At 63.7% G+C, this 25,166-nt stretch carries 22 protein-coding genes; 12 read left to right on the top strand and 10 right to left on the bottom strand.

Annotation, left to right across the window (positions count from 1 at the left end; genetic code table 11):
* Positions 1-5: 5 nt before the first annotated feature.
* From tolR to MC381_RS12460, 6 genes are read left to right on the top strand one after another with little or no spacing between them, the layout of a single operon-like run.
* Positions 6-446: a protein TolR gene (gene tolR / locus MC381_RS12435; protein ID WP_251978074.1), complete on the top strand. Its 441-nt coding sequence runs from the start codon at positions 6-8 to the stop codon at positions 444-446.
* Between the two features lie 9 nt (positions 447-455).
* On the top strand, positions 456-1,541 hold the full coding sequence (gene tolA, locus MC381_RS12440) for a cell envelope integrity protein TolA (RefSeq protein WP_251978075.1): 1,086 nt from the start codon (positions 456-458) through the stop codon (positions 1,539-1,541).
* The gene (tolB, locus tag MC381_RS12445) at positions 1,541-2,866 is read left to right on the top strand and encodes a Tol-Pal system beta propeller repeat protein TolB (RefSeq protein ID WP_251978076.1); all 1,326 of its coding nucleotides are present in this window, start codon (positions 1,541-1,543) and stop codon (positions 2,864-2,866) included. The genes tolA and tolB overlap by 1 nt, the downstream gene beginning before the upstream one ends.
* A gap of 48 nt (positions 2,867-2,914) precedes the next feature.
* The gene (gene pal / locus MC381_RS12450; protein WP_251978077.1) at positions 2,915-3,427 is read left to right on the top strand and encodes a peptidoglycan-associated lipoprotein Pal; all 513 of its coding nucleotides are present in this window, start codon (positions 2,915-2,917) and stop codon (positions 3,425-3,427) included.
* A gap of 18 nt (positions 3,428-3,445) precedes the next feature.
* Positions 3,446-4,267, top strand: a complete 822-nt coding sequence (ybgF, locus tag MC381_RS12455; protein WP_251978078.1) for a tol-pal system protein YbgF — start codon at positions 3,446-3,448, stop codon at positions 4,265-4,267.
* A gap of 59 nt (positions 4,268-4,326) precedes the next feature.
* Positions 4,327-5,085 (top strand): YciK family oxidoreductase, encoded by a 759-nt coding sequence (locus MC381_RS12460; RefSeq protein WP_251978079.1) that lies wholly within the window; start codon positions 4,327-4,329, stop codon positions 5,083-5,085.
* Between the two features lie 61 nt (positions 5,086-5,146).
* Here MC381_RS12460 and MC381_RS12465 read toward each other — a convergent pair whose 3' ends face one another.
* Positions 5,147-5,854, bottom strand: a complete 708-nt coding sequence (locus tag MC381_RS12465; RefSeq protein ID WP_251978080.1) for an HAD-IA family hydrolase — start codon at positions 5,852-5,854, stop codon at positions 5,147-5,149.
* The gene (gene ubiG / locus MC381_RS12470; protein WP_251978081.1) at positions 5,851-6,591 is read right to left on the bottom strand and encodes a bifunctional 2-polyprenyl-6-hydroxyphenol methylase/3-demethylubiquinol 3-O-methyltransferase UbiG; all 741 of its coding nucleotides are present in this window, start codon (positions 6,589-6,591) and stop codon (positions 5,851-5,853) included. Before ubiG ends, MC381_RS12465 begins: the two co-directional genes overlap by 4 nt.
* 354 nt (positions 6,592-6,945) lie before the next feature.
* Between ubiG and galU the strand changes: the two genes are divergently transcribed.
* Positions 6,946-7,833 (top strand): UTP--glucose-1-phosphate uridylyltransferase GalU, encoded by an 888-nt coding sequence (gene galU / locus MC381_RS12475; protein ID WP_251978082.1) that lies wholly within the window; start codon positions 6,946-6,948, stop codon positions 7,831-7,833.
* Positions 7,834-7,837: 4 nt separating this feature from the next.
* Positions 7,838-9,118, top strand: a complete 1,281-nt coding sequence (locus MC381_RS12480) for a nucleotide sugar dehydrogenase (RefSeq protein ID WP_251978083.1) — start codon at positions 7,838-7,840, stop codon at positions 9,116-9,118.
* A gap of 31 nt (positions 9,119-9,149) precedes the next feature.
* Here MC381_RS12480 and MC381_RS12485 read toward each other — a convergent pair whose 3' ends face one another.
* Positions 9,150-9,740 carry a Fe-Mn family superoxide dismutase gene (locus MC381_RS12485; RefSeq protein ID WP_251978084.1) on the bottom strand — a complete coding sequence of 197 codons (591 nt, stop codon included), beginning with the start codon at positions 9,738-9,740 and terminating at the stop codon, positions 9,150-9,152.
* 264 nt (positions 9,741-10,004) lie between these two features.
* Here MC381_RS12485 and MC381_RS12490 point away from each other — a divergent pair, with 264 nt between their 5' ends.
* Genes MC381_RS12490 through msrA form a run of 4 tightly spaced genes read left to right on the top strand, consistent with a single transcriptional unit; the run spans position 10,005 to position 17,720 of the window.
* Positions 10,005-11,021, top strand: coding sequence for a hypothetical protein (locus MC381_RS12490; protein ID WP_251978085.1), 1,017 nt, complete (start codon positions 10,005-10,007; stop codon positions 11,019-11,021).
* 4 nt (positions 11,022-11,025) lie between these two features.
* Positions 11,026-12,864 carry an autotransporter assembly complex protein TamA gene (tamA, locus tag MC381_RS12495; RefSeq protein ID WP_251978086.1) on the top strand — a complete coding sequence of 613 codons (1,839 nt, stop codon included), beginning with the start codon at positions 11,026-11,028 and terminating at the stop codon, positions 12,862-12,864.
* Positions 12,828-17,027, top strand: a complete 4,200-nt coding sequence (tamB, locus tag MC381_RS12500) for an autotransporter assembly complex protein TamB (RefSeq protein WP_445380967.1) — start codon at positions 12,828-12,830, stop codon at positions 17,025-17,027. The genes tamA and tamB overlap by 37 nt, the downstream gene beginning before the upstream one ends.
* Positions 17,028-17,081: 54 nt before the next feature.
* On the top strand, positions 17,082-17,720 hold the full coding sequence (msrA, locus tag MC381_RS12505; RefSeq protein WP_251978088.1) for a peptide-methionine (S)-S-oxide reductase MsrA: 639 nt from the start codon (positions 17,082-17,084) through the stop codon (positions 17,718-17,720).
* A 73-nt stretch (positions 17,721-17,793) separates the two neighbouring features.
* Here the strand turns inward: msrA and MC381_RS12510 are convergent, their stop codons facing one another.
* The 7 genes from MC381_RS12510 to MC381_RS12540 form a co-directional block, all read right to left on the bottom strand.
* The gene (locus MC381_RS12510) at positions 17,794-18,813 is read right to left on the bottom strand and encodes a hydrolase (protein ID WP_251978089.1); all 1,020 of its coding nucleotides are present in this window, start codon (positions 18,811-18,813) and stop codon (positions 17,794-17,796) included.
* 11 nt (positions 18,814-18,824) lie between these two features.
* The gene (gene pepQ / locus MC381_RS12515; protein WP_251978090.1) at positions 18,825-20,159 is read right to left on the bottom strand and encodes a Xaa-Pro dipeptidase; all 1,335 of its coding nucleotides are present in this window, start codon (positions 20,157-20,159) and stop codon (positions 18,825-18,827) included.
* Positions 20,143-21,069, bottom strand: coding sequence for a LysR family transcriptional regulator (locus MC381_RS12520; protein ID WP_251978091.1), 927 nt, complete (start codon positions 21,067-21,069; stop codon positions 20,143-20,145). Before MC381_RS12520 ends, pepQ begins: the two co-directional genes overlap by 17 nt.
* A gap of 71 nt (positions 21,070-21,140) precedes the next feature.
* A complete protein-coding gene (locus MC381_RS12525; RefSeq protein ID WP_251978092.1) occupies positions 21,141-22,190 on the bottom strand; it encodes an ABC transporter ATP-binding protein in 1,050 nt (349 codons plus the stop codon).
* Between the two features lie 12 nt (positions 22,191-22,202).
* A complete protein-coding gene (locus MC381_RS12530) occupies positions 22,203-23,219 on the bottom strand; it encodes an ABC transporter ATP-binding protein (RefSeq protein WP_251978093.1) in 1,017 nt (338 codons plus the stop codon).
* 4 nt (positions 23,220-23,223) lie between these two features.
* A complete protein-coding gene (locus MC381_RS12535; protein WP_251978094.1) occupies positions 23,224-24,168 on the bottom strand; it encodes an ABC transporter permease in 945 nt (314 codons plus the stop codon).
* Positions 24,165-25,151, bottom strand: a complete 987-nt coding sequence (locus MC381_RS12540; protein WP_251978095.1) for an ABC transporter permease — start codon at positions 25,149-25,151, stop codon at positions 24,165-24,167. Before MC381_RS12540 ends, MC381_RS12535 begins: the two co-directional genes overlap by 4 nt.
* Positions 25,152-25,166 lie beyond the last annotated feature (15 nt).

Raw genomic sequence — 25,166 nt, forward strand, 5'->3', positions numbered from 1 at the left:
TCGACATGGGTGGTCCCTATAGCCGACACCACCGGCGCAAACCGATGGGCGAGATCAACGTCGTCCCCTTTATCGACGTGATGCTAGTGCTGCTGGTGATCTTCATGATCACCGCGCCGATGCTGACGCAGGGGGTACAGGTCGACCTGCCTCAGGTGACGTCCGAGCCGATCGACACCGACGAGCAGGAGCCGATCATCGTGTCGGTCGACAGCCATGGCGACTACTTCATTTCGCTGGGCGACCAGGACAAGGCCGTCGATCTGCAGACGGTGGGAGATCAAGTCGTCGCGATCCTTGAGCGCCGGCCGAACACGCCGGTCATGGTGCGCGGGGATAGAAATGCGTCCTACGGTCAGATCGTGACGCTCATGAGCACGCTGCAGATGGCGGGTGTGGCGAACGTCGGATTGATCTCCGAGCCGCCCCAGAGCGACAACGGTTAAGGAGTCAGCATGGCGAAGCGAACGCGCCGTGTCGGCTACGGTCTGCCGGTGGTTCTGGCGGTTGGGGTGCATGTCGTGGCGCTGCTGCTGACCATGTTGCGCTTGCCGGATAGCGAGGTGACGCCGACCTCCTCTTCGGTCGTGCAGGCAACCTTGGTCAGCGATGTGACCGCAACCGATCAGGCCCAATATGCAGAAGCGTCACGGGCCAGGAATGCTCAGCAGCAGGCTGAAGATCAGGCTCAGCAGCAGGCGGCGGAGGCAGCCGAAGCCGAGGCACGTGCCGAAGCGCAGGAGCAGGCGCGTGATGCCCAGGCGGCTCAGGCCCGCGAGGAGGCCGAGCGTCGCCAGCAGGTGGCAGCCGAAGCGGCAGAACGTGCAGCAGCGGCCGAGGCGGAGCAGCGCGAGGAAGCCGAAGCGGAACGCCAGCGGCAGGCCGAGGCGGAGCGCGAGGAAGCTGAAGCGGAACGTCAGCGGCAGGCCGAGGCTGAGCGCAAGCGTCAGGAAGAAGAGGCCGAACGTCAGCGCCAGGCCGAAGCGGAGCGCAAGCGCCAGGAAGAAGAGGCCGAACGTCAGCGCCAGGCTGAAGCGGAGCGCAAGCGCCAGGAAGAAGAGGCCGAACGTCAACGCGAGGCCGAAGCGGAGCGCAAGCGCCAGGAAGAAGAGGCCGAACGCCAGCGCCAGGCCGAAGCCCGGCAAGAGCAGGCTGCCGCAGAAGCCGCCGCGGCGGCCAGCCGCGACGCGCTCAACGACTCGATTGCCAGCGAGCAGGAGCGCATCGCCAACGCGCAGCAGTCCAGCCAGGCGTCGAACAACTTCATCAATCTGGTGAAGCGGGCGGTGGAAGATCGCTGGCACCTGCCGTCCAACGCCGCGAATGGCTTGGTCGCCCAGGTCCGGGTCCGTCTGGGGCCGTCCGGAGAGCTGTTGGCAGCTAGCATCACCAGCAGCAGCGGCAACCCGAGCTTCGATCGTTCGGCGACACAGGCGGTGGAAGCCGCCGCGCCGTTCCGTGAATTGCAACAGCTGGATGCTGGTCTGCAACGGCGCTTCCGCGATTTCAATCTGAGATTCACACCCGGGGATATACAGTGATGAAACGATGGACCTCTCAAGGATGGAAGGCTCTGGCCACCGGCTGGTGGGTGTCGCTGATCCTGCTGATCGGCCTGACAGGCACCGCCCAGGCGCAGGACCTGACCATCGAGATTACCCGTGGCAGCGACCAGGCGACGCCGATCGCCGTCGTGCCGTTCGAGTTCGAGGGGCAGGGCGGTCTCTCGGAAGATATCGCGCGAATCGTCAGCGATGATCTGGAGCACAGCGGGCAGTTCGCGCCGTTGAATCGCAGTGCCTTGATCTCGCTGCCGAGCAGCAGCGAAGACGTTTACTACGATGACTGGAAGCGCGTCGATGCACGCTATCTGGTCGTCGGCAAGGTCGAGCCGCAGGGTAGCGATTACCGTATTCGCTACGAACTGATGGATGTGTTGGGCGGCAATCGCATGCTGGGCGAGACGCTGGTCTCTCGCGACGGCAATTTGCGTGGCAGCGCTCATTACATCAGCGATCAGATCTTCGAGGCGATCACCGGTATCCGTGGCGCGTTCTCCACGCGTATCGCCTATATCTCCGCCAGCGGTAGCGGCGACAATGCCCGTTATGCGCTCTATGTTGCCGATGCCGACGGCCATAACGGACAGCAGGTCCTCTCTTCGGATGATCCGTTGCTGTCCCCGTCATGGTCGCCGGACGGCCAGAAGCTGGCCTATGTCTCGTTCGAATCCGGCAATTCGGCGATCTACGTGCAGAATGCGGCGACCGGCGAGCGCGTGCGCCTGACCTCGTTCCGCGGTATCAACGGCGCACCGGCCTGGTCGCCCGACGGCCGCAAGCTGGCGATGTCGCTTTCCAAGGACGGACAGCCCGAGATCTACGTCATGGATCTTGCGTCCCGTCAGCTTACGCGTCTGACCAACAATCGGGCGATCGAGACCGAGCCCGAATGGTCGCCCGATGGCCGCTCGCTGATCTTTACCTCCGACCGCAGCGGGGCGCCCCAGCTCTATCGCATGCCGGCCGGCGGCGGCCAGGCCGAACGCCTGACATTTACCGGCAATTACAATTCCGATGGTCGCTTCGCGCCGGACGGCGAATCGATCTACATGGTGACGCGTGATGACAGTGGCTATCACGTTGCCAAGCAGGACCTGGAGACCGCTCGTGTCACGGTCCTGACCGAGTCGCGCTGGGATGAATCACCCAGTGTCGCACCGAATGGCACCATGGTAATCTTCGCTACCCAGCAAGGGTCGCAAGGGGTGTTGGGGGCAGTCTCTTCCGATGGACGCGCGTCCTTCCGACTGCCTTCACCGCAAGGCGATGTACGCGAACCCGCGTGGTCGCCGTTTTTGAACTAAACGACTACAGTCATTAGTGTCATTCGATATCCGAGCAAGGAGATCACAATGCAATTCAAGACCCACGCCAAGACGTTAGCAGTCGCGCTGTCCCTAGCCGTAGTGGCGGGCTGTTCTAGCAGCGGCGGTACCCAGGAAGGGAATATGGATGGCACTGCCGGTGGAACTTCCGGCCAGGGCATGACCACCGGTCAAAGCACTTCCGGCTCCCAGATGGGCGCTGGCGAGCAGATGCCGAGCGTCGACACCATCTACTTCGCGTTCGACAGCGAAGAGATTCGTCCGGAGTTCGAATCCGTGCTGAATGGCCACGCGCAGTACCTGATGGCCAACCCGAACACCAACGTGACGCTGGAAGGCTATGCCGACGAGCGCGGTACGCGTGAATACAACCTGGGTCTCGGCGAGCGCCGTGCACAGGCGGTCGAGCAGTACCTGACCGTCCAGGGTGTTTCCCCGTCGCAGGTCGACATCGTCAGCTACGGTGAAGAGCGTCCTGCCGTTCAGGGCCACACCGAAGAAGCTTACGCCAAGAACCGTCGCGTCGTGTTCTCGTACTAAGTACCGGCGGAGACAAGCATGAAACACGGTCTGAAAAGACTGTGCGGCGCGGGAGCCTTGGTGCTCCCGCTGTCCGTATGGGCTCAGCAACCGGTCGTCGAGGACCTGACAGGTCCCTCGGGCGGCTTCTATAGTCAGACAGAAGCGCGTGAAAGTGGCGGCGGCACGCTGACGATCCTTAATCAGCTGCAGGACAATCGTCAGCAGATTCAGCAGCTGCGAGGTCAGGTCGAAGAGCTTCGCTATCAGCTCGAGCAGCTCAAGCGCCAGACCCAGCAGCAATATCTCGATCTGGACGATCGCCTCTCGGGCGGCACTGCCGGCTCGCCGCCGGGCAGCGGTAGCGTCGATAGTGAAACGGCCAGCCAGGTCAGCGAAGGTGCCGAAGGCACGTCCGATGGTGCCAGCGACACGGCTGCCAGCGCCGGTTCGGGTGCAACATCGGCAAGTCAGAGTGGCGGCGGTGAAGGGCGCGAGGCCTATCAGGCAGCCTTTCAGCAGGTTCAGGCGCGAGAATTCGACGCCGCGATCGATGCCTTCAACCGATTCCTCTCGGATTATCCGCAGTCCAGCCTGGTACCCAATGCCCATTACTGGCTGGGCGAGCTTTACTCCGCACAGTCGCAGTTGGATGACGCCTCGAGCGCTTTTCAAAGCGTGATCGACGACTATCCGCAAAGCAACAAGGTACCGGATGCGCTCTATAAACTGGGGCTGCTCAAGGCGCGCCAAGGGGATTCCCAGGCCAGCCGCGAGCTGCTGACGCGCGTCCGAGACAACTACCCCGACAGCAATGCTGCGCAGATGGCGGGTGACTTCCTTAACCAGATGGGCAGCTGACGGATGATCGACCTGTCGGCGGTAGGCACTTACCGCCGGATGGGCCGGGAGGAAACCTCATGACTTGCCACATCGACTACCAGGCGCCGTCGTCCCTGCTCGAGGGGCGTGTCATTCTGGTGACAGGGGCCAGTACCGGCATCGGCCGGGCGGCGGCCATGGCGTACGCGCGTCACGGCGCGAGCCTGGTGCTGATCGGCCGCAGCGTAGCGCGGCTCGAGGTCGTCTACGATGCCATCGAGGCGGCGGGTGGGCCTCAACCGGCGATCTTCCCGCTCAACCTGGAAAGTGCGACGTCTCAGGATTACGCGTCGCTGGCCGCTCATCTTGAAAGCGAATTCGGGCGGCTCGACGGCTTGCTGCACAACGCCAGCGTCCTCGGTGAGCGCCTGCCGGTCGCCGAGGCCGATCTCGAGACCTGGGCGCAGGTGATGCAGGTCAACTTCACGGCGACATTAGGCCTGACCCAGGCATTGCTGCCGCTGCTCGCGAGGTCGGAAAGTGCTTCGGTCATTTTCACCTCATCCAGTGTGGGCCGACGTGGGCGCGCCTGCTGGGGGGCATACTCGACCTCGAAGTTCGCCACCGAAGGGTTGATGCAGATCCTGGCTGACGAGCACCGTGATGGTGCCATCCGCTTCAATTCGATCAATCCCGGGGCGACGCGAACGGCCATGCGACAGGCCGCCTACCCGGACGAAGACCCGGCCATATTGCGCACGCCCGAGGAGATCATGCCGACCTATCTCTGGCTGATGGGCAATGACAGTGCCACGGCCAACGGTGAGGCATTCGACGCGCAGCCCCCCAGACACTGAACTCTCGCGCGTCGTCTTCTCTGCCATTCTCTTCCCGCACCTTGGCGTTGTGTAGACCGCCTCAGGTCGGTTTTCGGCCGTCTATCTCGTGTGTCGGGCGATCAAGCCAGCCTGCCAGGTGATCCGATAGGGCGGTCGACGTCTCGAACCAGCAATCTGCTGGCCAATTGTCGGTGGTCTCTTCTGTGGGGATATAGCCGTAGCGCACCGCGACTGCATACATCTCCGCGGCTCTCGCCGCCTGCATGTCGCGGCGGTGGTCGCCGACGTACCAGCAGGCCGTGGGCGCGACCTGCAGCTGCCGGGCAGCCAGCAGTAGAGGGGCAGGGTCCGGTTTCTTCACCGGCAGGTCGTCGGCGCAGAGCAGACTCCCCGGCTTCAGGCCAAGCGTTTCCACCAGTGGCACGGCGTACCGCCTCGGCTTGTTAGTGACGATTCCCCAGGCTCGGCCGGCGGCTTCCCAGCGAGCCAATAGGGGCTGGAGCCCGGGGAACACTTGGCTATGGATCGCCACCGCCTCCGCATAACGTTCCAGCAGGAAGTCTCTGGCAGCGGCGTGCGCTGAGTGCGTCGGCTCGAGACCCAACGCCAGCGTCACCAGGGCACTGCCACCATTGGAGACCTGTTGCCGGATCGTCTCATACGGTAGGCGAGGCAGGTCGTGGTGGTCACGCAGGCGATTGGTGGCCTCGGCCAAGTCCGGCGCGGTGTCGACCAGGGTGCCGTCGAGGTCGAACAGCACCGCCTGGGGCGTCGGCGCCGAGCTCATGCCGTTTCCGTCGCCGGACCCTGCCATTCGGGGCAGGCATGGACCATGTAGTTGACCGAGACATCGCTAGCGGTCAATCGGTAGCGTCGAGTCACCGGATTGTAGGTCAGGCCAGTCTGGTCCTGCAGTCTCAGGCCCTGTTCGCGGCACCAGGCCGAGAGTTCGGAAGGGCGAATGAACTTGCGATACTCATGGGTGCCGCGAGGCAGAAGGCCAAGGACATACTCGGCACCCAGGATTGCGAAGGCATAGGCTTTCGGATTGCGGTTGATGGTCGAAAAGAACAGATGGCCGCCGGGCTTGACCAGTTTGGCGCAGGCGCGAATCACCGAGCCGGGGTCGGGAACATGCTCGAGCATCTCGAGGCAGGTCACGACATCAAACGAAGCCGGCGCTTCCTCGGCCAGCGCTTCTACGCTGATGTGGCGGTAGTCCACCTCCACGCCGCTTTCCATCTGATGCAGTCTGGCGACCGCGAGCGGCGCCTCGCCGAGATCGATACCGGTCACGTTGGCGCCGCGCTGTGCCATCGCCTCGCTGAGGATACCGCCGCCGCAACCGACGTCGATCACTCGCTTGCCGGCCAGCGAGACATGCCCATCGATATAGCCCAGTCGCAGCGGGTTGATATCGTGGAGCGGCTTGAATTCGCCTTCGCGGTCCCACCAGCGACTGGCCAGGGCATCGAATTTGGCGATTTCGGCATGGTCGACATTGTCGTGATGCGGTCGTGTCATTGACGAGGATCCTTCCCGGGATGATCGGCGTGGCGGGGTTGGCACGGCGATAGACGAGGTGCTGGTTGCCATGTCGCGCCACTTGGCTTTGCAATAGTCTACTATGGACACGTCAATGACCGGATGCCATGCCGTCAAAAAATCGCCGCGCCATTTTCGATTGTGCCCGGCGGAGCGGCGTTCGCGAACCACAGTCAAGTTCGTCGTCGCGACGATGGATCGCCAAAGCGTCACCGGATGTCGCCATACTGCGACTGTGCTTTCGCTTTATAGATCGTTAAGCTATTTCGAGGACGCGATTTTCAGAATGCTGATCATCGTTGATTTCATACCCAGGAAGGGAAGGACTAGAAAATGATTCGCAAGGCCGTACTGCCCGTAGCCGGATTCGGCACCCGTTGCCTGCCAGCCTCCAAGGCGATTCCCAAGGAGATGATCACCATCGTCGACAAGCCGGTGATTCAGTACGTGGTCACCGAGGCGGTGAAGGCCGGCATCAAAGAAATCGTTTTGGTCACCCACTCCTCCAAGAGCGCCATCGAGAACCATTTCGACAAGCACTTCGAACTCGAGAATCAGCTCGAGGCCAAGGGCAAGGACGAGCTCCTAGACGAGCTGCGCAACATTATTCCGGACGACGTCAATATCATCAGCGTGCGTCAGCCTGAAGCACTGGGGCTGGGCCATGCCATACTCTGCGCGCGTCCCGTCGTCGGCAACGATCCGTTCGCCGTGCTGCTGCCCGACGTGCTGATCGATGACGACAATCGGCCGCAGAACGATCTCGCCGGCATGATTGCCGCCTACGAAGAGACCGGCAAGGCGCAGATCATGGTCGAGACCGTGCCGCATGAACTGACCTACAAGTACGGTATCGTGGCGCTCGAGGGCGATGAGCCCGCACCGGGTCAAAGTGCACCGCTGACCGGCATGGTCGAGAAGCCGAAGGTCGAGGAAGCGCCATCGACGCTGGCAGTGATCGGTCGTTACCTGCTGCCGGGCGAGATTTTCCCCATTCTTGCCCAGACCGCTCCCGGTGCCGGTAACGAAATCCAGTTGACCGATGCTATCGAGACGCTTCGTCAGTCCAGCGGTGCCGCGGCCTATCGCATGCAGGGCCAGACCTATGACTGCGGTAGCCAGTTGGGCTATCTCGAAGCGACGCTGGCTCTGGGCAAGAAACATCCCAAGCTCGGCGACGGCTTCCGCAAACTGATCCAGCAATACGCGTCCGAGGACTGAATCCATGCGGGTGGTCGTACACGGTAGCGAACTGGCAGCGGCCACCGCCGCTGCGGCGTTATGCTCGGTGGGGCATCAGGTCAGCTGGATGCCGCACGCTGAGTTTCCCTGGCAGAGCCTGAAGGACGCCGACTGGCTGGTCAGCGAGCCGGGGCTCAAGACGCAGATCGAAACGGGCGAGGCGTCCGGCCAGCTGACGCTGGTCGATGCGGTACCTGCGGACCTGGATGCCGACATTCACTGGCTGGCGTTGTCACCGGATCAGCGCGAGGCGGCCGAAGCCTATGTGGCACAGGTGCCCGGGCAGCAGACGACACCGCTGGTGATCGTTAACAACTCCACGTTCCCTGTCGGCCAGACGGAGAAGCTGGAGGCGCTGCTCGGTCATAGCGGTCAGGTGGCGGTGGCGCTGCCCGACCGGATCGAGGAAGGGCGTGCCTGGGATACCTTCACGCGGCCGGCGCACTGGCTGCTGGGCAGCGAAGACGAGTGGGCCACCCAGCAGATTCGTGAACTGCTGCGCGCCTTTAACCGCCGCCACGAAGTGTTTCAATTGATGCCACGTCGGGCTGCCGAGTTGACCAAGTTGGCCATCAACGGCATGTTGGCTACCCGTATCAGCTTCATGAACGAACTCGCCGGTCTGGCGGATTCTCTCGACGTGGACGTCGAGTACGTTCGTCAGGGCATGGGCGCAGATACGCGCATTGGTTTTGAATATCTCTATCCGGGATGCGGGTTCGGTGGTCCCAGCTTCTCGCGCGACCTGATGCGTCTCGCCGATGTCCAGCACTCTACCGGGCGGGAATCTCATCTGCTCGAGCACGTGCTCGATATCAACGAGGGCAAGAAGGAAACTCTGTTCCGCAAGCTGTGGAATCATTTTCAGGGTGAACTGTCCGGACGCACAGTGGCGATCTGGGGGGCCGCATTCAAGCCAGGCACCGCGCGCATCGACCATGCGCCGGTGCTGACCCTGCTGGAGGCGCTGTGGGCGCAGGGCGTGACCGTACGGGTTCACGATCCGGCGGCGTTACACGCACTTCGTGAGGTTTACCCGGATCAGCCGCAGTTGACGCTGTGTGAGGGGGACTTCTATGCCGCCTGCGAGGGGGCGGATGCCCTGATGCTCGTTACCGAGTGGAAATGCTACTGGAACCCGGACTGGCGTCGGTTGCTGCAGGCCATGAATACGCCGCTTATCCTCGATGGTCGGAACATCTACGATCCGACCTATGTTGCCTCCCGCGGGTTTGTCTACCGCGGCATCGGCCGCCGCGCTTAAGCGCTGTCGACCCGCCATCATGTGTGGCGGGTCAGCTATCCACCTCCACGCCGAGCTGGGCGAAAGCCCAGTTCAGGTGGGGCCACAGCGCATCGAAGTAGCGTCCGGCATCCTCACCGAAGTCGATACGCCGTGCCTCGGGGCAGAGCGTGACAGCCAGCAGCGGCGTCGCCTGCTCGAGGCGCACGCCTGCGGCGCCTACGCGCAGGTCAAGCGTTCCATCGCGTTCGCGTGCGAGCCAGCTCCAGCCTTGCGCAGACGCCTGGGTAACGATACTGGCCCGCCACCGCTCCCGAAGGGCGCCAACGCCACCGAAATCGCTGACGATACGCTGCTCCAGCCATTCGCTGGGCAGCACGCTCCAAGGTGTCAATGAGTGCCAGAATACGGTCAGGTTCCAGGCTTCTGCCGCCGCGAAACGCGTCGCCGGATCGGCGGCATCAGTCAGCGCTGCCAGAGAGTGTCGGTTACCGACGGAAACGAGGGTGTTGAGACGATCCAACTGGCGGCGATGATAGTGGCTGTAGAGCAGATCTACCTGCGCGCGCGACCATGCCGGCTCCAGCGAGTGGCGCTCGAATGGCAGGGCGGGAAGCTCGAAGGAAAAATTCGAAACGGACATGATATTCGCGGTCGAGTGAGGTGGCACGCATGCTACCGCGAACGACCCTCGTGTCGCCAATGGCGGCATCCGATCCGGCCATCGTGTCGTATCACGACAGGGCGGCGCTGCCAAGCCTAGGCTTTGCGGCGGCTTTCACGTAACGTGACCGGCAGGTCGATAGACTCGGCCGAGTTTTCATCCGATGCCTGCCTCCTCGGGCATCGGGTTTCATCCGGATCTCTCCCGCGGACCGCATCCCCATCGGTAAGGTATACGACGGCAATGCCACCACACTCCGACGACCATCGCGTCAACTCCATCGTACCCGACAGCAGCGACAGGGCGGTTCATCGTGGCTCTGCTCGCCATGCTACCCCGTCTCCAGCGTCACCCGGTCGCCGTTCGCCGCGCGTCTGGCCGCTCTGGCTGCTGATACTTTGCCTCATTGCCGCGCTGGTCGGCGGGAGTTGGTATTACCTCCAGGCGCAGAGAATGCAGGATGCGCGTCTTGATCGCTTCGATCAGCGCCTGGAATCGACCGGCAGCACGCTCGACGCTTCCGGCGAGAGCCTGCGCGCGGAATTCGACCGTCTGCAGGATCAGCTTGAAGCCACCCGAGCGGCGGTCGGCAGCCTGGAGACGCGAGTCGCCGATTCACAAGATGACGCGTCGTTGGATGCGCGTCTGCAGGCACTCGAAGAAAGTGACGACAATACGCGAGCGCTGATCGGTGCCTTGCAAGCCTCTTATGCGGCGCTGGAAAGCACCGGCCAGAGCGAGCGAGCCGCGTTGGCGAGCCGACTGGATTCGATCGAACACGCGCGGCAGCGCGACGGCGAGCGTCTCGAGGCCCTGTCGCAGACGCTGGACGAGGCCCGCGAGCAGCGTGAAGCGCTCGCCGCTCGGTTGGAAACAGCCAACACGCAGCGGGCGCAGCTCGAGGCGCGCCTGGACGAGCTGGGGGGCGGTGATGCCGCAAACGTCGATCAGCTGTCGCAACGAGTCGATAACTTGGTCAGTCAGGTGAACAGCCTGAGCGAGCAAGCGTCGCCGTCTCAGGAAAGCGTCGATCGCCTGCGGGATGCGGTAACGGAACTTCGTCAGGGGCAAACGGCTCTCAATGCAGGAATGGAGTCGCTCCAGTCTCGTCTCGACGCGTTGCCGAGCGGTGTCAGCGAGTCTCAGCTTCGCGAAATCCGCGAACGTGTGGGGTCGCTCGAGGCCAGTCGTTCTCAGCTGACGCGCCGTGTGACGTCGCTGATTACCGATGTATCCAATCTGCAGCGTGGCGGGGGTTGATCGCATGTCGCAACATCAGGTCCTACGGATGGGACTGCTCTGCCTGACGCTGCCGGTTGCCGGGCAGGGATGGGCGCTGGAGGTCACGGTGCAAGGCATCGGCGGTGCGCCGGCGGACAACATCGTCAATATGCTTTCCGAGCTGGATGCCGACAGTCAGGCCACTCGCGAGCGTCTTGACGGTGTCGTGCGTGACCGTACCGAGCAGGCGCTGCAGGCCTATGGCTATTATGACACGTCGCTGGCCACGCGTTATCCGGATGACGACAACGAGCGGGTGGTCATCCATGTGGATGCCGGCGAACGTACCACCATCACGCAGCTGGCCGTCTCCCTCGAGGGCGATGCCGAGCATGATGAGGCTTTCGACACTGCGATGGCCGGCAATCCGCTGAAGGTTGGTGATCCGCTGGTGCATTCCCGCTATGACGGTTTCAAGGGGCAGCTTTCGACGCTGGCTCTGGAACGCGGCTACTTCAATTCGCGCTTTCGTCAACAACGCATCGAGGTACGCCCCTGGGAAAGCAGCGCCCGGATCTTCCTCGACTTCGACAGTGGCACCCGCTATCGCTTCGGCCACGTGCGCTTCGACGGCAGCCAGATCGAGCCGCATCGCCTCGAGAACATGGTGCCGTTCGCCCCGGGCGACCCTTATCTGGCTGGCGACCTGGCCGAACTCAATCAAAACCTGGGGCAGACCGAGTGGTTTCGCGGCGTGGCGGTCCGCCCTCGGGTCAACGAAGACGCACCGCCGACGCCCAGCCGCTGGTGGCGCGAGTCCACGGGGCGAGACATCATCGAAGATCCGTCGCGGGTGCTGGGCGGGCCAGGGCTACGTGTGGCGCGCGAACTGACGGACACACACCCCACCGTGGTCCCGGTCGATGTCGAGCTGACGCCGGCTGATCGCCATCAGTTCGAGGTCGGTATCGGTTACGCCACCGACGTCGGTCCGCGCACGCAGTTTTCCTGGACCATGCCGTGGCTCAATCGCTACGGGCATAGCCTGACCAATTCGCTCTACCTTTCCGGCCCTGAGCAGCGCTTCAACGGTGAGTATGTCATTCCGCTGGCCAACCCCCTGCGGGACAGCTATCGCGTGCGCTACGGGCTCAAGAATATCGATAACGAGGATACGCAGAGCCTGGAGAGCTCGGTGCAGCTGGCCCGGCACTGGGAGTTTGCCAACGGCTGGGAGCAGGACCTCTACTGGCAGACCACCTACGAGGACTTTACCCAGGCCGATCAGGATGATGCCGTTCTGCTGCTCTATCCTGGCATCAGCTGGACACGCACTCGCAAGCGTAACGACAGCTTTCCGACCTGGGGCGATCGCCAGCAACTGACGCTGGAGTGGTCCGACCCTGCCTGGGGCTCCGACGCGCGCTTCGTGCGCAGCACGTTCAGTTCTCACTGGGTGCGTATGCTCGGCCGTGAGAACCGCTTTGTCGGCCGTCTCGGCGGCGGCGCGATGGCGACCAACACGTTCGATAAGGTGCCTCCCTCGCTGCGGTTCTTCGCCGGTGGCGATCAGAGCATTCGAGGTTACGATTACGAGAGTCTGTCGCCAGAGAACGATGACGGCGAACTGCTCGGTGGTCAGCATATGTTGACCGGCAGCGTCGAGTACCAGCGCCATATTACCGGCAACTTCTGGAGCGCTACCTTTGTCGATACGGGCAATGCCTTCGACGACTGGTGGCCGGAAACCCTCAAGACCGGTGCCGGTGTCGGCGTACGTTGGATTTCGCCTGTCGGACCGATCCGTTTCGATATTGCCCACCCGTTTGACGACGAGGAGGATTCTTGGCGTCTCCATTTCTCCATCGGACCGGAATTCTGATTCGGTTAGTTCTTTTTTTGGTCCTCTGGTTCGTCGGTCTGCTTCTGGCGCTCGCCGGAACGGCGCTGTCGCCTTGGGGCAGTCAATGGCTCTTCGAGCAGGCACAGTCGCGAGGCTGGGTTCAGGCCGAGCGCTTTGCCGGGGCACCGCTGGATGCGCTGACTCTCGAGGGTTTCACGCTGACGGCGGGTACGCTCGATGTCTCGATCGACTACCTTCATCTCGCCTGGGCGGACGACTGCCTGCTCTCGGGACGCCTCTGTCTGGACGATTTCACCGTCGAGGGCGCTCGTGTGCGGGGCGGCGAGAGCGCAAGCGAGCCGCCGCCGGCAGCCGCCGAGGCAGACTCGGGGGGAGGGTTACCGGCATTTTCCGTACCGCTGCCGATCGAGATCCGTCGCGTGCGGCTCAATGATGTCGGCATTCAGCTCGCCAACGGCACGGATCTTCATTGGGCGCACTTCGAGACCGGCGCCACGCTGTCCGGCTCGCGCGTGTCGCTGAAACCGACCACGCTGGCGGAAACTCGCGTGACGCTGCCGGCAAGCGAGGAGGATCACCGCTCGCTGGGCGACACGCTGGCTTCGCTCGAGCCCGGCCCGGGCGTCGTCAGCAGTGCCGCCATCGAGAGTGCCCGGACGCTGCACGAAGATGCCTCTCGGCGAGATCCCGCCGCCGTTTCGGCGGACAACGAGGGCGCGGCTTCCATGACGAGTGCTGTCGTCGCGGACGGCGGGCTGGATGGTCCGCTAACGCCGTTGACACTCGCGGCGGCCGCCAACGTTTCCGGCGCTAGCGCGTCGGCGGAAAAACCGCCGCTGGCCGGGGTGATCGAACGGCAGCTGCGAGTGCTTCAAGAGCAGCTCCCGGATTTTACGCTGCCTATCGAGGTCGAGATCCCCAGTCTGGTGATTAGCGATGCGCGCTTGGACGGTCCTTCACCGCAACGGCTGGATCACCTCGAACTGGCGGCCTATGCCATCGATCACAAGGTAGAAATTCGACGTCTCCGGCTCCGGTCGCCGGAAGCGGATGCCGACCTGCGCGCGGAAGCCGATTTGACAGGGGATTTTCCGCTCTCCCTGCGGCTTGACGCCCGACTCAAGCGGACGCCGATTTATGGGCAGACCGTATCATTGGATATCGATGGCGATTTGACCGACCTCGACGTTGCGCTCCAGACTTCGGGCAACGCCGAGGCCTCGCTCGATGCCCATCTGAATCTCATGGCAGAGACGCTGCCGTTTTCGCTTGCGCTTCAAGGGCGGGCTCTGCGCTGGCCGTTGGCATCGCGCGACTTCGCACCGTTCACCGACCTGGCAGAAGGGCTCGATGAATCGGCCATTCTCGTCGCCCGACAGCTTCACGGTATCGCGTTGGAGACCGATGGCGATTCGGCGCCCTACCGGCTTGATCGCCTGTCCCTACGGGCCGAGGGCGATCTCTCCGGGTATCAGGCCAATCTTGAGCTGGCGGGCCAGGGTCCCGAGCTGCCTCCGGTGACGCTATCGTTGGCCGGCCGCGGCGATCTGGCCCAGTTTCACTGGCAGCCGCTCGACGTCGCCAGTCAGAACGGCACTTTGGCGAGTACGGGAACGGTGCGTTGGACGCCGACGCTGTCCGCCAGCGTCGATCTGAATCTCTCGCGATTGCCGCTGCAGGCATTCACCCAGGCGGTCAGCGGTCAGTTGAATGGTCAGGCTCGTCTGGCGTTTGCCATGGCCCCGGAGGGCGGCTGGCAACTCGCCTTGCCGACATTGGCGATCGATGGCCAGCTGCAACAGCGGCCATTGCGTCTGAATGCGGCGCTGGATGGCAACAGTCAGATGCAGTGGAACATTCGGCGACTGGACCTGCGGCAGGGCAATAACCGCCTGACGGCCAGCGGACGACTGGATGAACGCATCCAACTCGATGGCCGGGTCGATGCGCCCAATCTTGCCTCGATCCTGCCGCAGCTTGCCGGCACGCTGCAAGGCGCGTTCCACGGGCGGGGGACGCTGGAACGACCGCAGATCGATCTGCAACTGCAGGGGGATAACGTAGCATTCGCGCAGAACCAGCTGCAGCGCCTGACGCTGTCCGCTCAGTCCGCGGGCACGCAGGATCCGACGTTCGAGGTCGATCTTGACGCGGACGGTGTCGAGGCCGGCGGGCAGCGTCTCGAGTCACTGGCCCTCGATCTGAGCGGACGCCTGTCTCAGCACCAGCTATCACTGGCGCTCATCGGTGGTGAAGGGCTGCCAGTCTCTCGCGCATCGCTGGAGCTGCAAGGTGGCTTGAATCTCGACAGCCAGCGCTACCGGGGGCATCTCGCGCCACTTGCCGTCTCGACCGACTACGGCGATCTCGCGCTGCGTGAGGCGCTCGACTTTACTGCCAATCTTGCCACCGCCAGCGCGACGGTCGAACCCTTCTGTCTCGACCGCCGGCAGGGTGGCGCACTCTGTCTGACCGAGCGCATGAATGCCTCCGCGGATCAGGGGCGGGCCGCGCTGTCGCTCGAGGAGGTGCCCATGGCGCTGCTCGACGCCTTTCTGCCCCAGGGGTGGCAAGCCGACGGTCGTACCGACGGACGCCTGATCGCCAGCTGGTCCCGCGGCGGGCAGGCATGGGCGGCAGCGGCCGATATCGACAGCCAGGTGGCCGTCAGTGGTGTCGATGCGCGGGGCGCGGCCTGGCAGGTGCCGGAAGCGGCGCTGTCACTATCGCTGGAAGCCAACCAGCGTCAGGTGCAGACCCAGCTCGAGCTGTCACTTCAGGATGCCGGACGCTTGCGACTGCAGGCGCAGGTGGATGACCCGGCCGGCGCCGGTACGCTGCAAGGCCGATTGCAGCTGGAAAATCTGCGTTTCAGTCCCTATCGCCCACTGGTGGCCGGTATCGATCAACTCGAGGGCGCTCTCGATGGCGATGTGGCCTTGGGCGGCAACCTCGCCATGCCCTCGCTTGACGGCAACGTCGAGATTCGCGATGTGCGTGTCCGCGGCGGCGTCTCGCCGGTCGCGATCACCGACGCCCGTCTGCAGATGGCACTCCGTGGCCAGACCTCGACGCTGGAAGGCCATGTGCAGAGCGATGATGGCCGCCTCGAGCTCGATGGCGACGCGGACTGGTCGGATCCGGCCAACTGGCGCGCCAATGCGTCTATCGATGGCCAGGAGTCGCCGCTGCTGATCGCGCTGCCGGCCTACGGCCGACTTCGGGTGGCGCCCGATATCCAGATTCAGGCTCTCCCGCAGCGTCTGCGAGTGCGTGGCGATGTCAATGTGCCCTGGGCGCGGTTGGACATCGGGCAGCTTCCAGCGTCGGCCCAAGCACCGAGCAGCGATACGGTGATCATCAGCGAGGAGGAGGATCGCCAGCAGCGAGCTGCCGCAGCGGCCGAGGCCAACGATCAAGGGGCCGATACCGCGCAGGCGCTGGCCGACGCTGGCATGCAGCTCGATGTACTTGTCGATCTGCATCTTGGGCCGGACATGCAGCTCGAGGCCTATGGCCTCGAGGCGGGGTTGCAGGGAGAGCTGCAGGTGAGACAGGGCACGGGGCCCGTGCAGCTATTCGGCGACGTCAATCTCGTCGATGGTACCTACACGTCTTTCGGTCAGGATTTGATCATTCGTCAGGGGCAGGTGCTGTTCAGTGGGCCGGCGTCGCAGCCCAGCCTGCGGTTCGAGGCGATCCGCAATCCCGATACCACGGAGGACGACGTCATTGCCGGCCTGCGCGTGACGGGGCAGGCCTCCGCGCCGCGCTTGACGATCTTCTCCGAGCCGGCGATGACCGAGAGTCGCGCGCTCTCCTATATTCTGCGTGGGCGGGCTCCCGAGGATTCCGGTAGTGGCGACGATGCGCTGACCTCGGCATTGATCGGGCTGTCGTTGTCGCAGACCGGCAGCGCTGTCGGACAGGTCGGGGAGGTATTCGGTGTCGAGGATCTGAGTCTCGATGCCTCGGGGGCGGGTGACGATAGCCAGGTGGTTGTCAGCGGCTACGTCTTCGACGACTTGAAGGTGAGCTACGGCGTCGGCATATTCTCTCCTATCGCCGAGCTGACGCTGCGCTATCGCCTGATTCAGAACCTCTACCTGCAGGCGGTCTCAGGCGCTGCCCAGGCGCTGGATCTCATTTATACCTTCAGTCTGGGGCGCAGCGGCCCCTGACACTGCCGTCGGCGGGCTCGCCACGCCGACGGCGCTCTCACTTGGAGTCAACTCATGTTCTCGCGACGTCCCGATTCCCTGCCCACCGCGGAGACCGCGCTACCCGGGCGCGACGCGCCGCTTCAGATTAGCGGCCAACATCTCGTCAGCGGTGAGTCGATGCACCCGCCGTTTCCGGAAGGGTTCGAATACATTGTCCTGGGTCTGGGCTGCTTCTGGGGCGCCGAGCGTCTGTTCTGGCAGACCCCCGGGGTCCATGTCACGGCCGTCGGGTACGCTGGTGGCATCACGCCCAACCCCACTTACGAGGAGACCTGCACCGGGCTGACCGGCCACGCTGAGGTAGTTCTGGTGGTCTACGATCCCGCTCGGCTATCGCTGGATCAGCTACTCGGTCTTTTCTGGGAGGCGCACGATCCTACCCAGGGCATGCGCCAGGGCAACGATCAGGGAACGCAGTATCGCTCGGCGATCTATACCACCGACGAGGCACAGTTGCAGGCGGCCCGGCAGAGCCGCGACGCCTACCAGCACGCGCTGAATGCACGAGGCTTGGGTGACATCACGACCGAGATTCGAGCGCTGGAGACGTTTTACTACGCCGAAGAGATGCACCAGCAGTATCTGGCACGCAATCCCAACGGCTATTGCGGACTCAAGGGAACCGGCGTGACCTGTCCATTGCCGGCCTGAGCGTCGCGAGAAGCGGCCGATGGCTTGCGGTGGCTTGCGCCCCGAGAGCCCTGTTGTTGTCAAACCACTGCTGTCAGACCACCGTGGTTGGCTGTCGTGCCAGGGCCGCCGGTGCCCATTGCCGTAGCTGCGCCGCCACCCGGCGCGACAGCCAGGAGCGCAGGCGGCCGTCACGGGCCTCGATATAGCCGACGTGGCCGCCATGGCCGGCGACTTCCACGCGAACGCTAGGCGAGGGCGCGGGAAGGCGCGAAAAGAGATCTCTCGGCATGAAGGGGTCGTCGTCGGCGTGCAGTATCAGCGTCGGCAGCTCGATCTCGCCCAGCAAGGGGCCGGCCGATGCCCGTCGATAGTAGTCGCTGGCCGACTGGAACCCATGAAGAGGCGCCGTGACATCGTTGTCATAGGCCCAGAACGTATCCAGCTGGCGAATCTGCGGTGCCCCGATGGTCAACGGTAGCGGCGTCGTTTCGAGGCGCTCGAGAACCTTGCGTTTCAGCGCGTTCAGCAAGTGACGCTGATAAAGCCGGGCCATGCCCTGGTTGAGGGTGTCTGCGCTGGCCGCCAGGTCGAGCGGCGCATTGATGGCAATGGCACCGGCCAGCGGCAATCCGTCACCACCTTGCTCGGCCAGCAGCTTGAGCAGCATATTGGCGCCGAGCGAGACCCCGGCGCAGACCATCAACGCCTGGGGGTAACGCTGCGCCAGCTGGCCGATGATCCAGTAGGCATCGGCTGTATCCCCCGAGTGGTAGGCGCGAGGTAGACGATTGGGTGCCTGCCCGCAGCCGCGGAAGTGCATCAGCACGGCACGCCAGCCGGCCGTGCCGGCGGCGTACAGGAGATCGCGCGCGTAGGGTGAGTCGAAGGAGCCCTCGAGCCCGTGGAACAGCAGAAAGATGGGGGCCTCGGGGCTGGCCGGCGCCGGGCGTGCCCAGGCCAGTTCGACGAAGTCGCCGTCCGGCAGATTGACGATTTCCGTATCGCGCGCGAGCGCCCGGCGCGGTAGCAGCCTCGGTAGTAGCGTCTGCACGTGGCGGTTGCGTAATCCCGGCGGTGCGCGGAAGTCAGCCGATACGATCGGGCTTGCCATGGCGAGAGATCCTAGTCGTCGTCGTGGCGCCCACCTCGAGTGAGATTGTCGTGGCCGTGCGCCGTGATATAGACGTTGTCCTCGATCCGGATGCCGCCATGATCGGCCAGTCGATCAACCGTCTGCCAATCGACGCTGTGGCGGGTCTCGCCTTGGCGAAATGGCTCGAGGAGCATGGGGATAATGTAGAGCCCCGGCTCGATCGTCACCACCATGCCAACGTCGAGGTGACGGGTAAAGCGTAGCGCCGGATCCTCGTCAGGCGGCGGTAACAGTGCGCCACTGGCATTCGCCTGACGGCCACCGACATCGTGGACCTGCACGCCGAGGCTGTGCCCCAGGCCATGGGGGCAGAACGCCCGTGTCAGCCCGCCTGCCACGGCGGCTTCGGCGCTCCCCTTGAAGAGCCCGGTTTCCGCCAGCAGGGTTGCCAGGTGCCAGTGCATCTCGCGGTGGAGCTCGACGAACTCCACATTTGGCGCCAGTCGCGCGATCAAGCGCTGCTGATAGCGGCTCACGCCCTCGATCAGCGTCGTGAACAGCGGATCCGCCGCCGCGCCAGCCGCGGTGCGGGTGATATCCGCGCAGTAGCCGGCATGGCGATGGCCGGCGTCGACCAGCAACGCATTCGCGCGTGTGGGCGGGGTGATGTCGTAGTGCTGGTAATGGAGCGTACCGGCATGCTGATTGATGCCGACAATGTTCTGATAGGGCACGTGCGATTCGCGCTGTCGACTCGCCGCCAGATAAGCCAGCTGGATATCGAGCTCTCCGGCGCCTGCCAGGAAGGCTTCCCGGGCTGCCGCGTGGCCGGCCAGAGCCCAGCGGTTGGCGGTGCGCAACGCGTCGCGCTCGTGCTCGTCCTTGTAGAGGCGCAGCTCGTCGAGCGCGGCGATGAGATCCGGTGGGTTGCAAATCACGCCTTGGGGAAGCGCAAGCCCCGCTACGTCCCCCAGCACCGCCAGGCGCTGACTGTCGCCCGGCGGTAACGGCATACCCAGACCGTCGCGCAATGGTTCCGGCGAGAGTCTTTCGGCCAGTACGCCGGTCGGCGGTGGCGTTGGCAAATGCCAGAAATCCGCCGGAGCATGGTAGTACCAGCGGGGGCCCTGACCGAGGAGCACGAACAGCCAGTCGTGGGCATTCTGCGCGGCGCCGGTCCAGTGCACGAAGTGCCCATAAGCGGCGAACGAGCTCTCCTGATCATCGCCAAACAGCGTGCGGGGGGCGCCGCTGTAGATAGCCACGCCATCGTAGCCGCAGCGGGTCAGGATCTCGTCATAGGCCGCCTGCAGGCGGGTAAGATGGGCATGATGGCGTTGTTCAGCGTCAGTGGAAGGGGGCATCGGCGAAGGACTCCTGAATACGGGTCAACAGGTCGGGTAGCGAAGGATGGCGACTATCGTGACGGAAATAGAGCCGCAATGTCAGCGGCACGTCCCAGCGTTGATCGCCGGCCCGTGTCAATTCTCCGGTTTCCAACTGGTGGCGCACCGTCCGCCATGGTAGCCAGCCAAGCCCATAGCCCTCCTGCACCAGCTCGCGGATATTCGATGTCTGAACATTCTCATTGAGCGTCGTCAGATGAATTTCCTGTCGCGAACGGTGCCAGTGAGCGTCTAGCGCGGCAGCGATCAGACCGCTGGCATGATAGGCGATGTGCGGTAACGGTTGGCGTTTGTCTCCGGGTAGCGAGAAACGGGCGCTACCGTTGAGCCCGGCGGCACTCACGGGAATCAGGCGCTCTTCGCCGATGTCGAGATAACGCAGACCACTGAGATCCAGATTGAGCTCGGTGCGTTCCTGTGGCCAGTAGCATAAGGCGAGATCGACCTCGGCGCGTTCCAGCGCTTGAAAGTAGTCGCCGATCAGCCAGCCGGTTGCACGCAGGTAGGGTTCCACCTGCTGCGTCAGCCCATGGCGTTGAAGCCAGTCGGGAAGAAACTGCGTGAGCAGGCTCTGCGAGGTTGCCAGCTTGACGCGGGAAGTATCTTCGCGCTCGAGATTCCGCAATCGTTCGCGGGTCAGGCGTACGCGCTCGGTAATTTGCCGACACAGCATCAGGAACTCCTCGCCGGCGGGCGTTAGTCCCAGCGGCAGCGACTGACGGTTGACCAGCGTCGCCCCCATTGACTCTTCCAGCAGCTTGATGCGTCGCGAGAACGTCGGCTGTGTCACGTTCTGCAGATCGGCCGCACGCGAGAAGTGGCGTGTTTCCGCCAGGACGATGAAGTCTTCGAGCCAACGTAGTTCCATGATGCTCTCTAGCGTGAATCATGCGGTTGTCGGGAGCTGTGGAGCGGCCGAGCGGAGAAACGACCGAACATCTACAGGCGCTTCTCTTCGACGCCATGACAGGCGACCCAGCGATCGGCCGCATTGTCTAGCTCGACTAGCGCAGGGGCTTCCCGGCGGCAGCGCGTCGTGGCATACGGGCAACGGTCGCTGAAGGCGCAACCTGGCATCGACGACGCGGCGACGCCGGCTTCCGGTAGCGGCCGGCAGTTTCGGTCGTCATCGATCCGGGGCATGGCCGCGAGCAGGGCATGCGTATAGGGATGGCGTGGGCTGGAGAACAGCGTTGCCGGATCGCTGATCTCGCATAGCGTGCCCCGATACATGACTGCGACTCGCGTGGCAAAGTGCTCAACGACGGCGAGATCGTGGGTAATCATGACAAAGGTCAACTGACGCTTCGTCTGAATCTCTGCCAGCAGATTGAGGACCTGAGCCTGTACCGAAACATCGAGCGACGACACCGGTTCGTCGGCGACGACGAATTCGGGATTGAGGATCAAGGCGCGAGCGATGGCGATCCGCTGCCGCTGGCCACCCGAAAATTCGTGGGCATGGCGGCTTCCCCATTCCGGCGACATACCGAGGTCTGCCATCAGCGCTTCGACAGCCTCCCGTATGCGTCCACGTGTCCAGTCGCGATGGTAAACGCGAAGCGGCTCTTCCAACATGCTGCGCACGCTGAGTCGCGGATTCAGGGACGCGTAGGGGTCCTGGAAGATCATCTGCATACGGCGCCGATAGGGTCGCCGCTGGGCGGTGCCAAGATGGTCAATGCGCTTGCCGTCGTAGTGGACTTCGCCATGGCTGGGGCGAGTCAAGCCCATGATCAGTCGGGCCAGGGTGGATTTACCGCAGCCCGATTCGCCGACGATACAGCAGACATCGCCCCTCTGGATGTCGAGATCGACACCGTCCACTGCTTCCAGCGATCTCGTCGGTTGTCGCCCAGTCCAGGAGCGGGCGCCGCGTAAGGCATAGCGCTTCTGCAACTGGCGAACCCGCAGCAGGGGAATATCATCGCCGGCAGGGCGCCCGACCTGGGCCAACGGGGGGTATCCGCTGTCGAGAAGGTTATCCATCGTCGTCATATCTCATGTCGATGTCTCCTCGAAAGTCGGTATTTCGTGCAGTTCACGAACCCAGTGGCAGGCGACCCGCCCCTCGCCGGCGCTCTCCAGTCGGGGGGCGCGCGCCAGACAGTCCTCGCGAGGCGTTCCGTCATCGTGAAAACGGTAGGGGCAGCGTGGATGAAACGCGCATCCGACCGGCGAATCCAGCGGATCCGGCAGCGGCCCCGGGATCTGGCGTAGCCGCTGGCGAGGCGGTGTCAGTTGAGGCAGGGCATTGACCAGGCCCTGGGTGTAAGGGTGCTGCGCATCATTGATGAGCACGCGCGTCGGCCCCTGTTCGACGATGCTTCCGGCGTACATGACGAGTGTGCGCTGCGTCAGCTGGTTGATGACGCCGAGATCGTGACTGATCAGAATCAACCCGACATTGTGCTTGTCGCAAAGCTGACGCAGCAGGGCAATGAGGTTGGCTTGCGTGGTGACATCGAGCGCCGTGGTGGGCTCGTCGGCAATGATGATATCGGGATCCAGCAGCAGCGCGATGGCAATGACCACGCGCTGGCGCATGCCGCCGGAAAGCTCGTGCGGATACTGGCGCAGACGCAGCTCGGGCTCCGCAATCTGGACGTGGCCGAGACGGCCTATTGCCAGCGCTCTGGCTTCCCGGCGGGTGAGTCGTCGGTGCGCATGCAGCGTCTCGACCATCTGCTGGCCGATGGTCAGCAGCGGGTTGAGCGTCATCATCGGATCCTGAAAGATCATCGCCAGACGGCGCCCGCGTAGACGACGCAGGCGTCGCTCGGAGAGGCCGACCAATTCCTGGCCTTCGAAACGAATGCTGCCGGCGTTGATGAACCCCGGACGAGAGAGCAGGTTGAGCAGGCTGAAGGCCAGTACCGACTTGCCTGCGCCGGACTCGCCGACAATACCCAGCCGCTCGCCGCGCTCCAGATGGAAGGCGACACCACGCAGTGCCTGCAGGGGTTGCTGGCGCATCGGGAACTGCACGTCGAGGCCGTTGACTTCGAGCAGGGCCATGTCGCTAGTCCTTGTACCGTCGGGGATTCATCGTATCGCGCAGCCAGTCTTCCAGGAGGTTGATGGAGAGCACGAGAACGACGAGAAACAGGCCCGGAATCAACGTAATCCACCATGAACCGGATTGCAGGTAGTCGAATCCGGACTTGATCAACGAACCCAGCGAAGGCTGGGTTTCCGGCATGCCGAGACCGAGAAACGAGAGCGCCGCCTCGGTCATGATGGCGTTGGCGATCTGCACCGCCGAGATGACGAGGATTGGCGAGAGGACGTTCGGCAGGAGGTGTCGCAGCATGATTCGGCGGTGGGAAAACCCTAGCGTTCGCGCGGCTTCGACGTAATCCTTGCGCGTTTCGGCAAGCACGCTGGCCCGGACCGTTCGCGCGAACTGTGGCCATTCGCTCAGACCGATGATCAGGACCAGCATGAGCACGGCGTAGTCGCCATAGAAAGCCCCGCCGAACGCCGCCTTGACCACGGCGCCGGCCACGATCGCCGTCATCAGAGTGGACAGCGAAAGCTGGATATCCGTCAGGCGCATGATCAATGCATCGACGCTGCCGCCCCGGAAACCGGCCAGCAGGCCGAGTCCGATGCCGACCAGCGCTTGCAGCAATACCGCACCGAAACCGATGGCGACCGAGACTCGAGCCCCGTAGAGAATGCTCGACAGCATGTCGCGTCCCTGCGCATCGGTGCCCAGCCAATGGGCTGTCGTGCCCCCCGCAACCCAGAAAGGAGGCAGCTCCGAGTCCAGCAGGCGGATCTGTGCCAGATCGTAAGGGTTGCTCGGCGCGAGCCAGGGGGCCAGCAGGGCAGCGCCCAGCAATAGCGTCAAGATCAGGGCACAGAGCCGTGCCAGGCGATCACGCCGCCAGCGGTAGGCGAAATGGGAGCCTTGCAGACGCTGCCAGTGTGGCGCCAGTCTCGTCGTCGGGAAGCGCTTCATGGTGTCCGCCCGTTCAGCTGAATGCGAGGGTCGAGCCACAGATAAAGCAGATCGATCACGACGTTGGTCACGACCAGAATGCCCCCCATTACCATGAGATAGGTGACCAGCAGGCGGATGTCCGAGCGTTCGATGGAATCGAGAAACATTAGCCCTAGCCCCGGCCATTGGAAGACAGTTTCCGTCAGCAGGGTATAGGCAGCCAGCGTCCCGAACTGCATGCCGCCGATGGTCATGACCGGCAGCAGCGCATTCTTCAAGGCATGGACAAAATAGATCCGCGCGGAGGAAAGTCCCTTGGCTCGCGCAAACTTCACGTAGTCGCTCTCGAGGACCTCCAGCATCTCGGCTCGGATCAGACGAACGAACAACGGCAGCATGACTGACGCCAGCGCGGAGGCCGGCAACAGCAGATAACCGAGTCCCTGCCACGTGGAGAAGTTGGTGTACCAGCTACCCCAGACATGAACCGGATTGCCTCGCCCGTAGGCCGGCATGCCGCCGTCGGTGGATAGCAGGGCGTTGAGCCAGGCGCCCCAGTCTGTTCCCGGCGGGAACGGAGTGACGTTGACGCCGATGGCGAAGAGCTGGATCAACAGAATGGCAGTGAGGAAGACCGGCATCGAGATGCCGATGGCTGAGCCGGCCAGGCAGCAACGGGCCAAGAGGCCACGGGGGCGAATCGCCGTGTAAACACCCAGCGGTATCGCTAACAAAAGGGTCAGCAGGGCGCTGGTCATGAAGAGTTCCAGCGTTGCCGGCAGGTAGCGGACGACGATATCGAGCGCGGGTTCGTGAAAGAAGGCGGAGTCGCCGAAGTCGAGGCGTAGTGCCGCGGCGGCGAATTGCAGGTAGCGCTGCCAGATGCTGTGCTCGGCGGGTACGGCAGGCTCTAGGCCGTCCAGTAGGGCGAACCCGATCACGCTGATCGCGCCCATGACGAGAAGGGTCTGCGCAAGGCGCCGGAGCAGGAAACCCATCATGTCCTCTGTGCTCGT

It is taken from the genome of Salinicola avicenniae, from assembly GCF_023736115.1.
GTDB lineage: Bacteria > Pseudomonadota > Gammaproteobacteria > Pseudomonadales > Halomonadaceae > Salinicola > Salinicola avicenniae.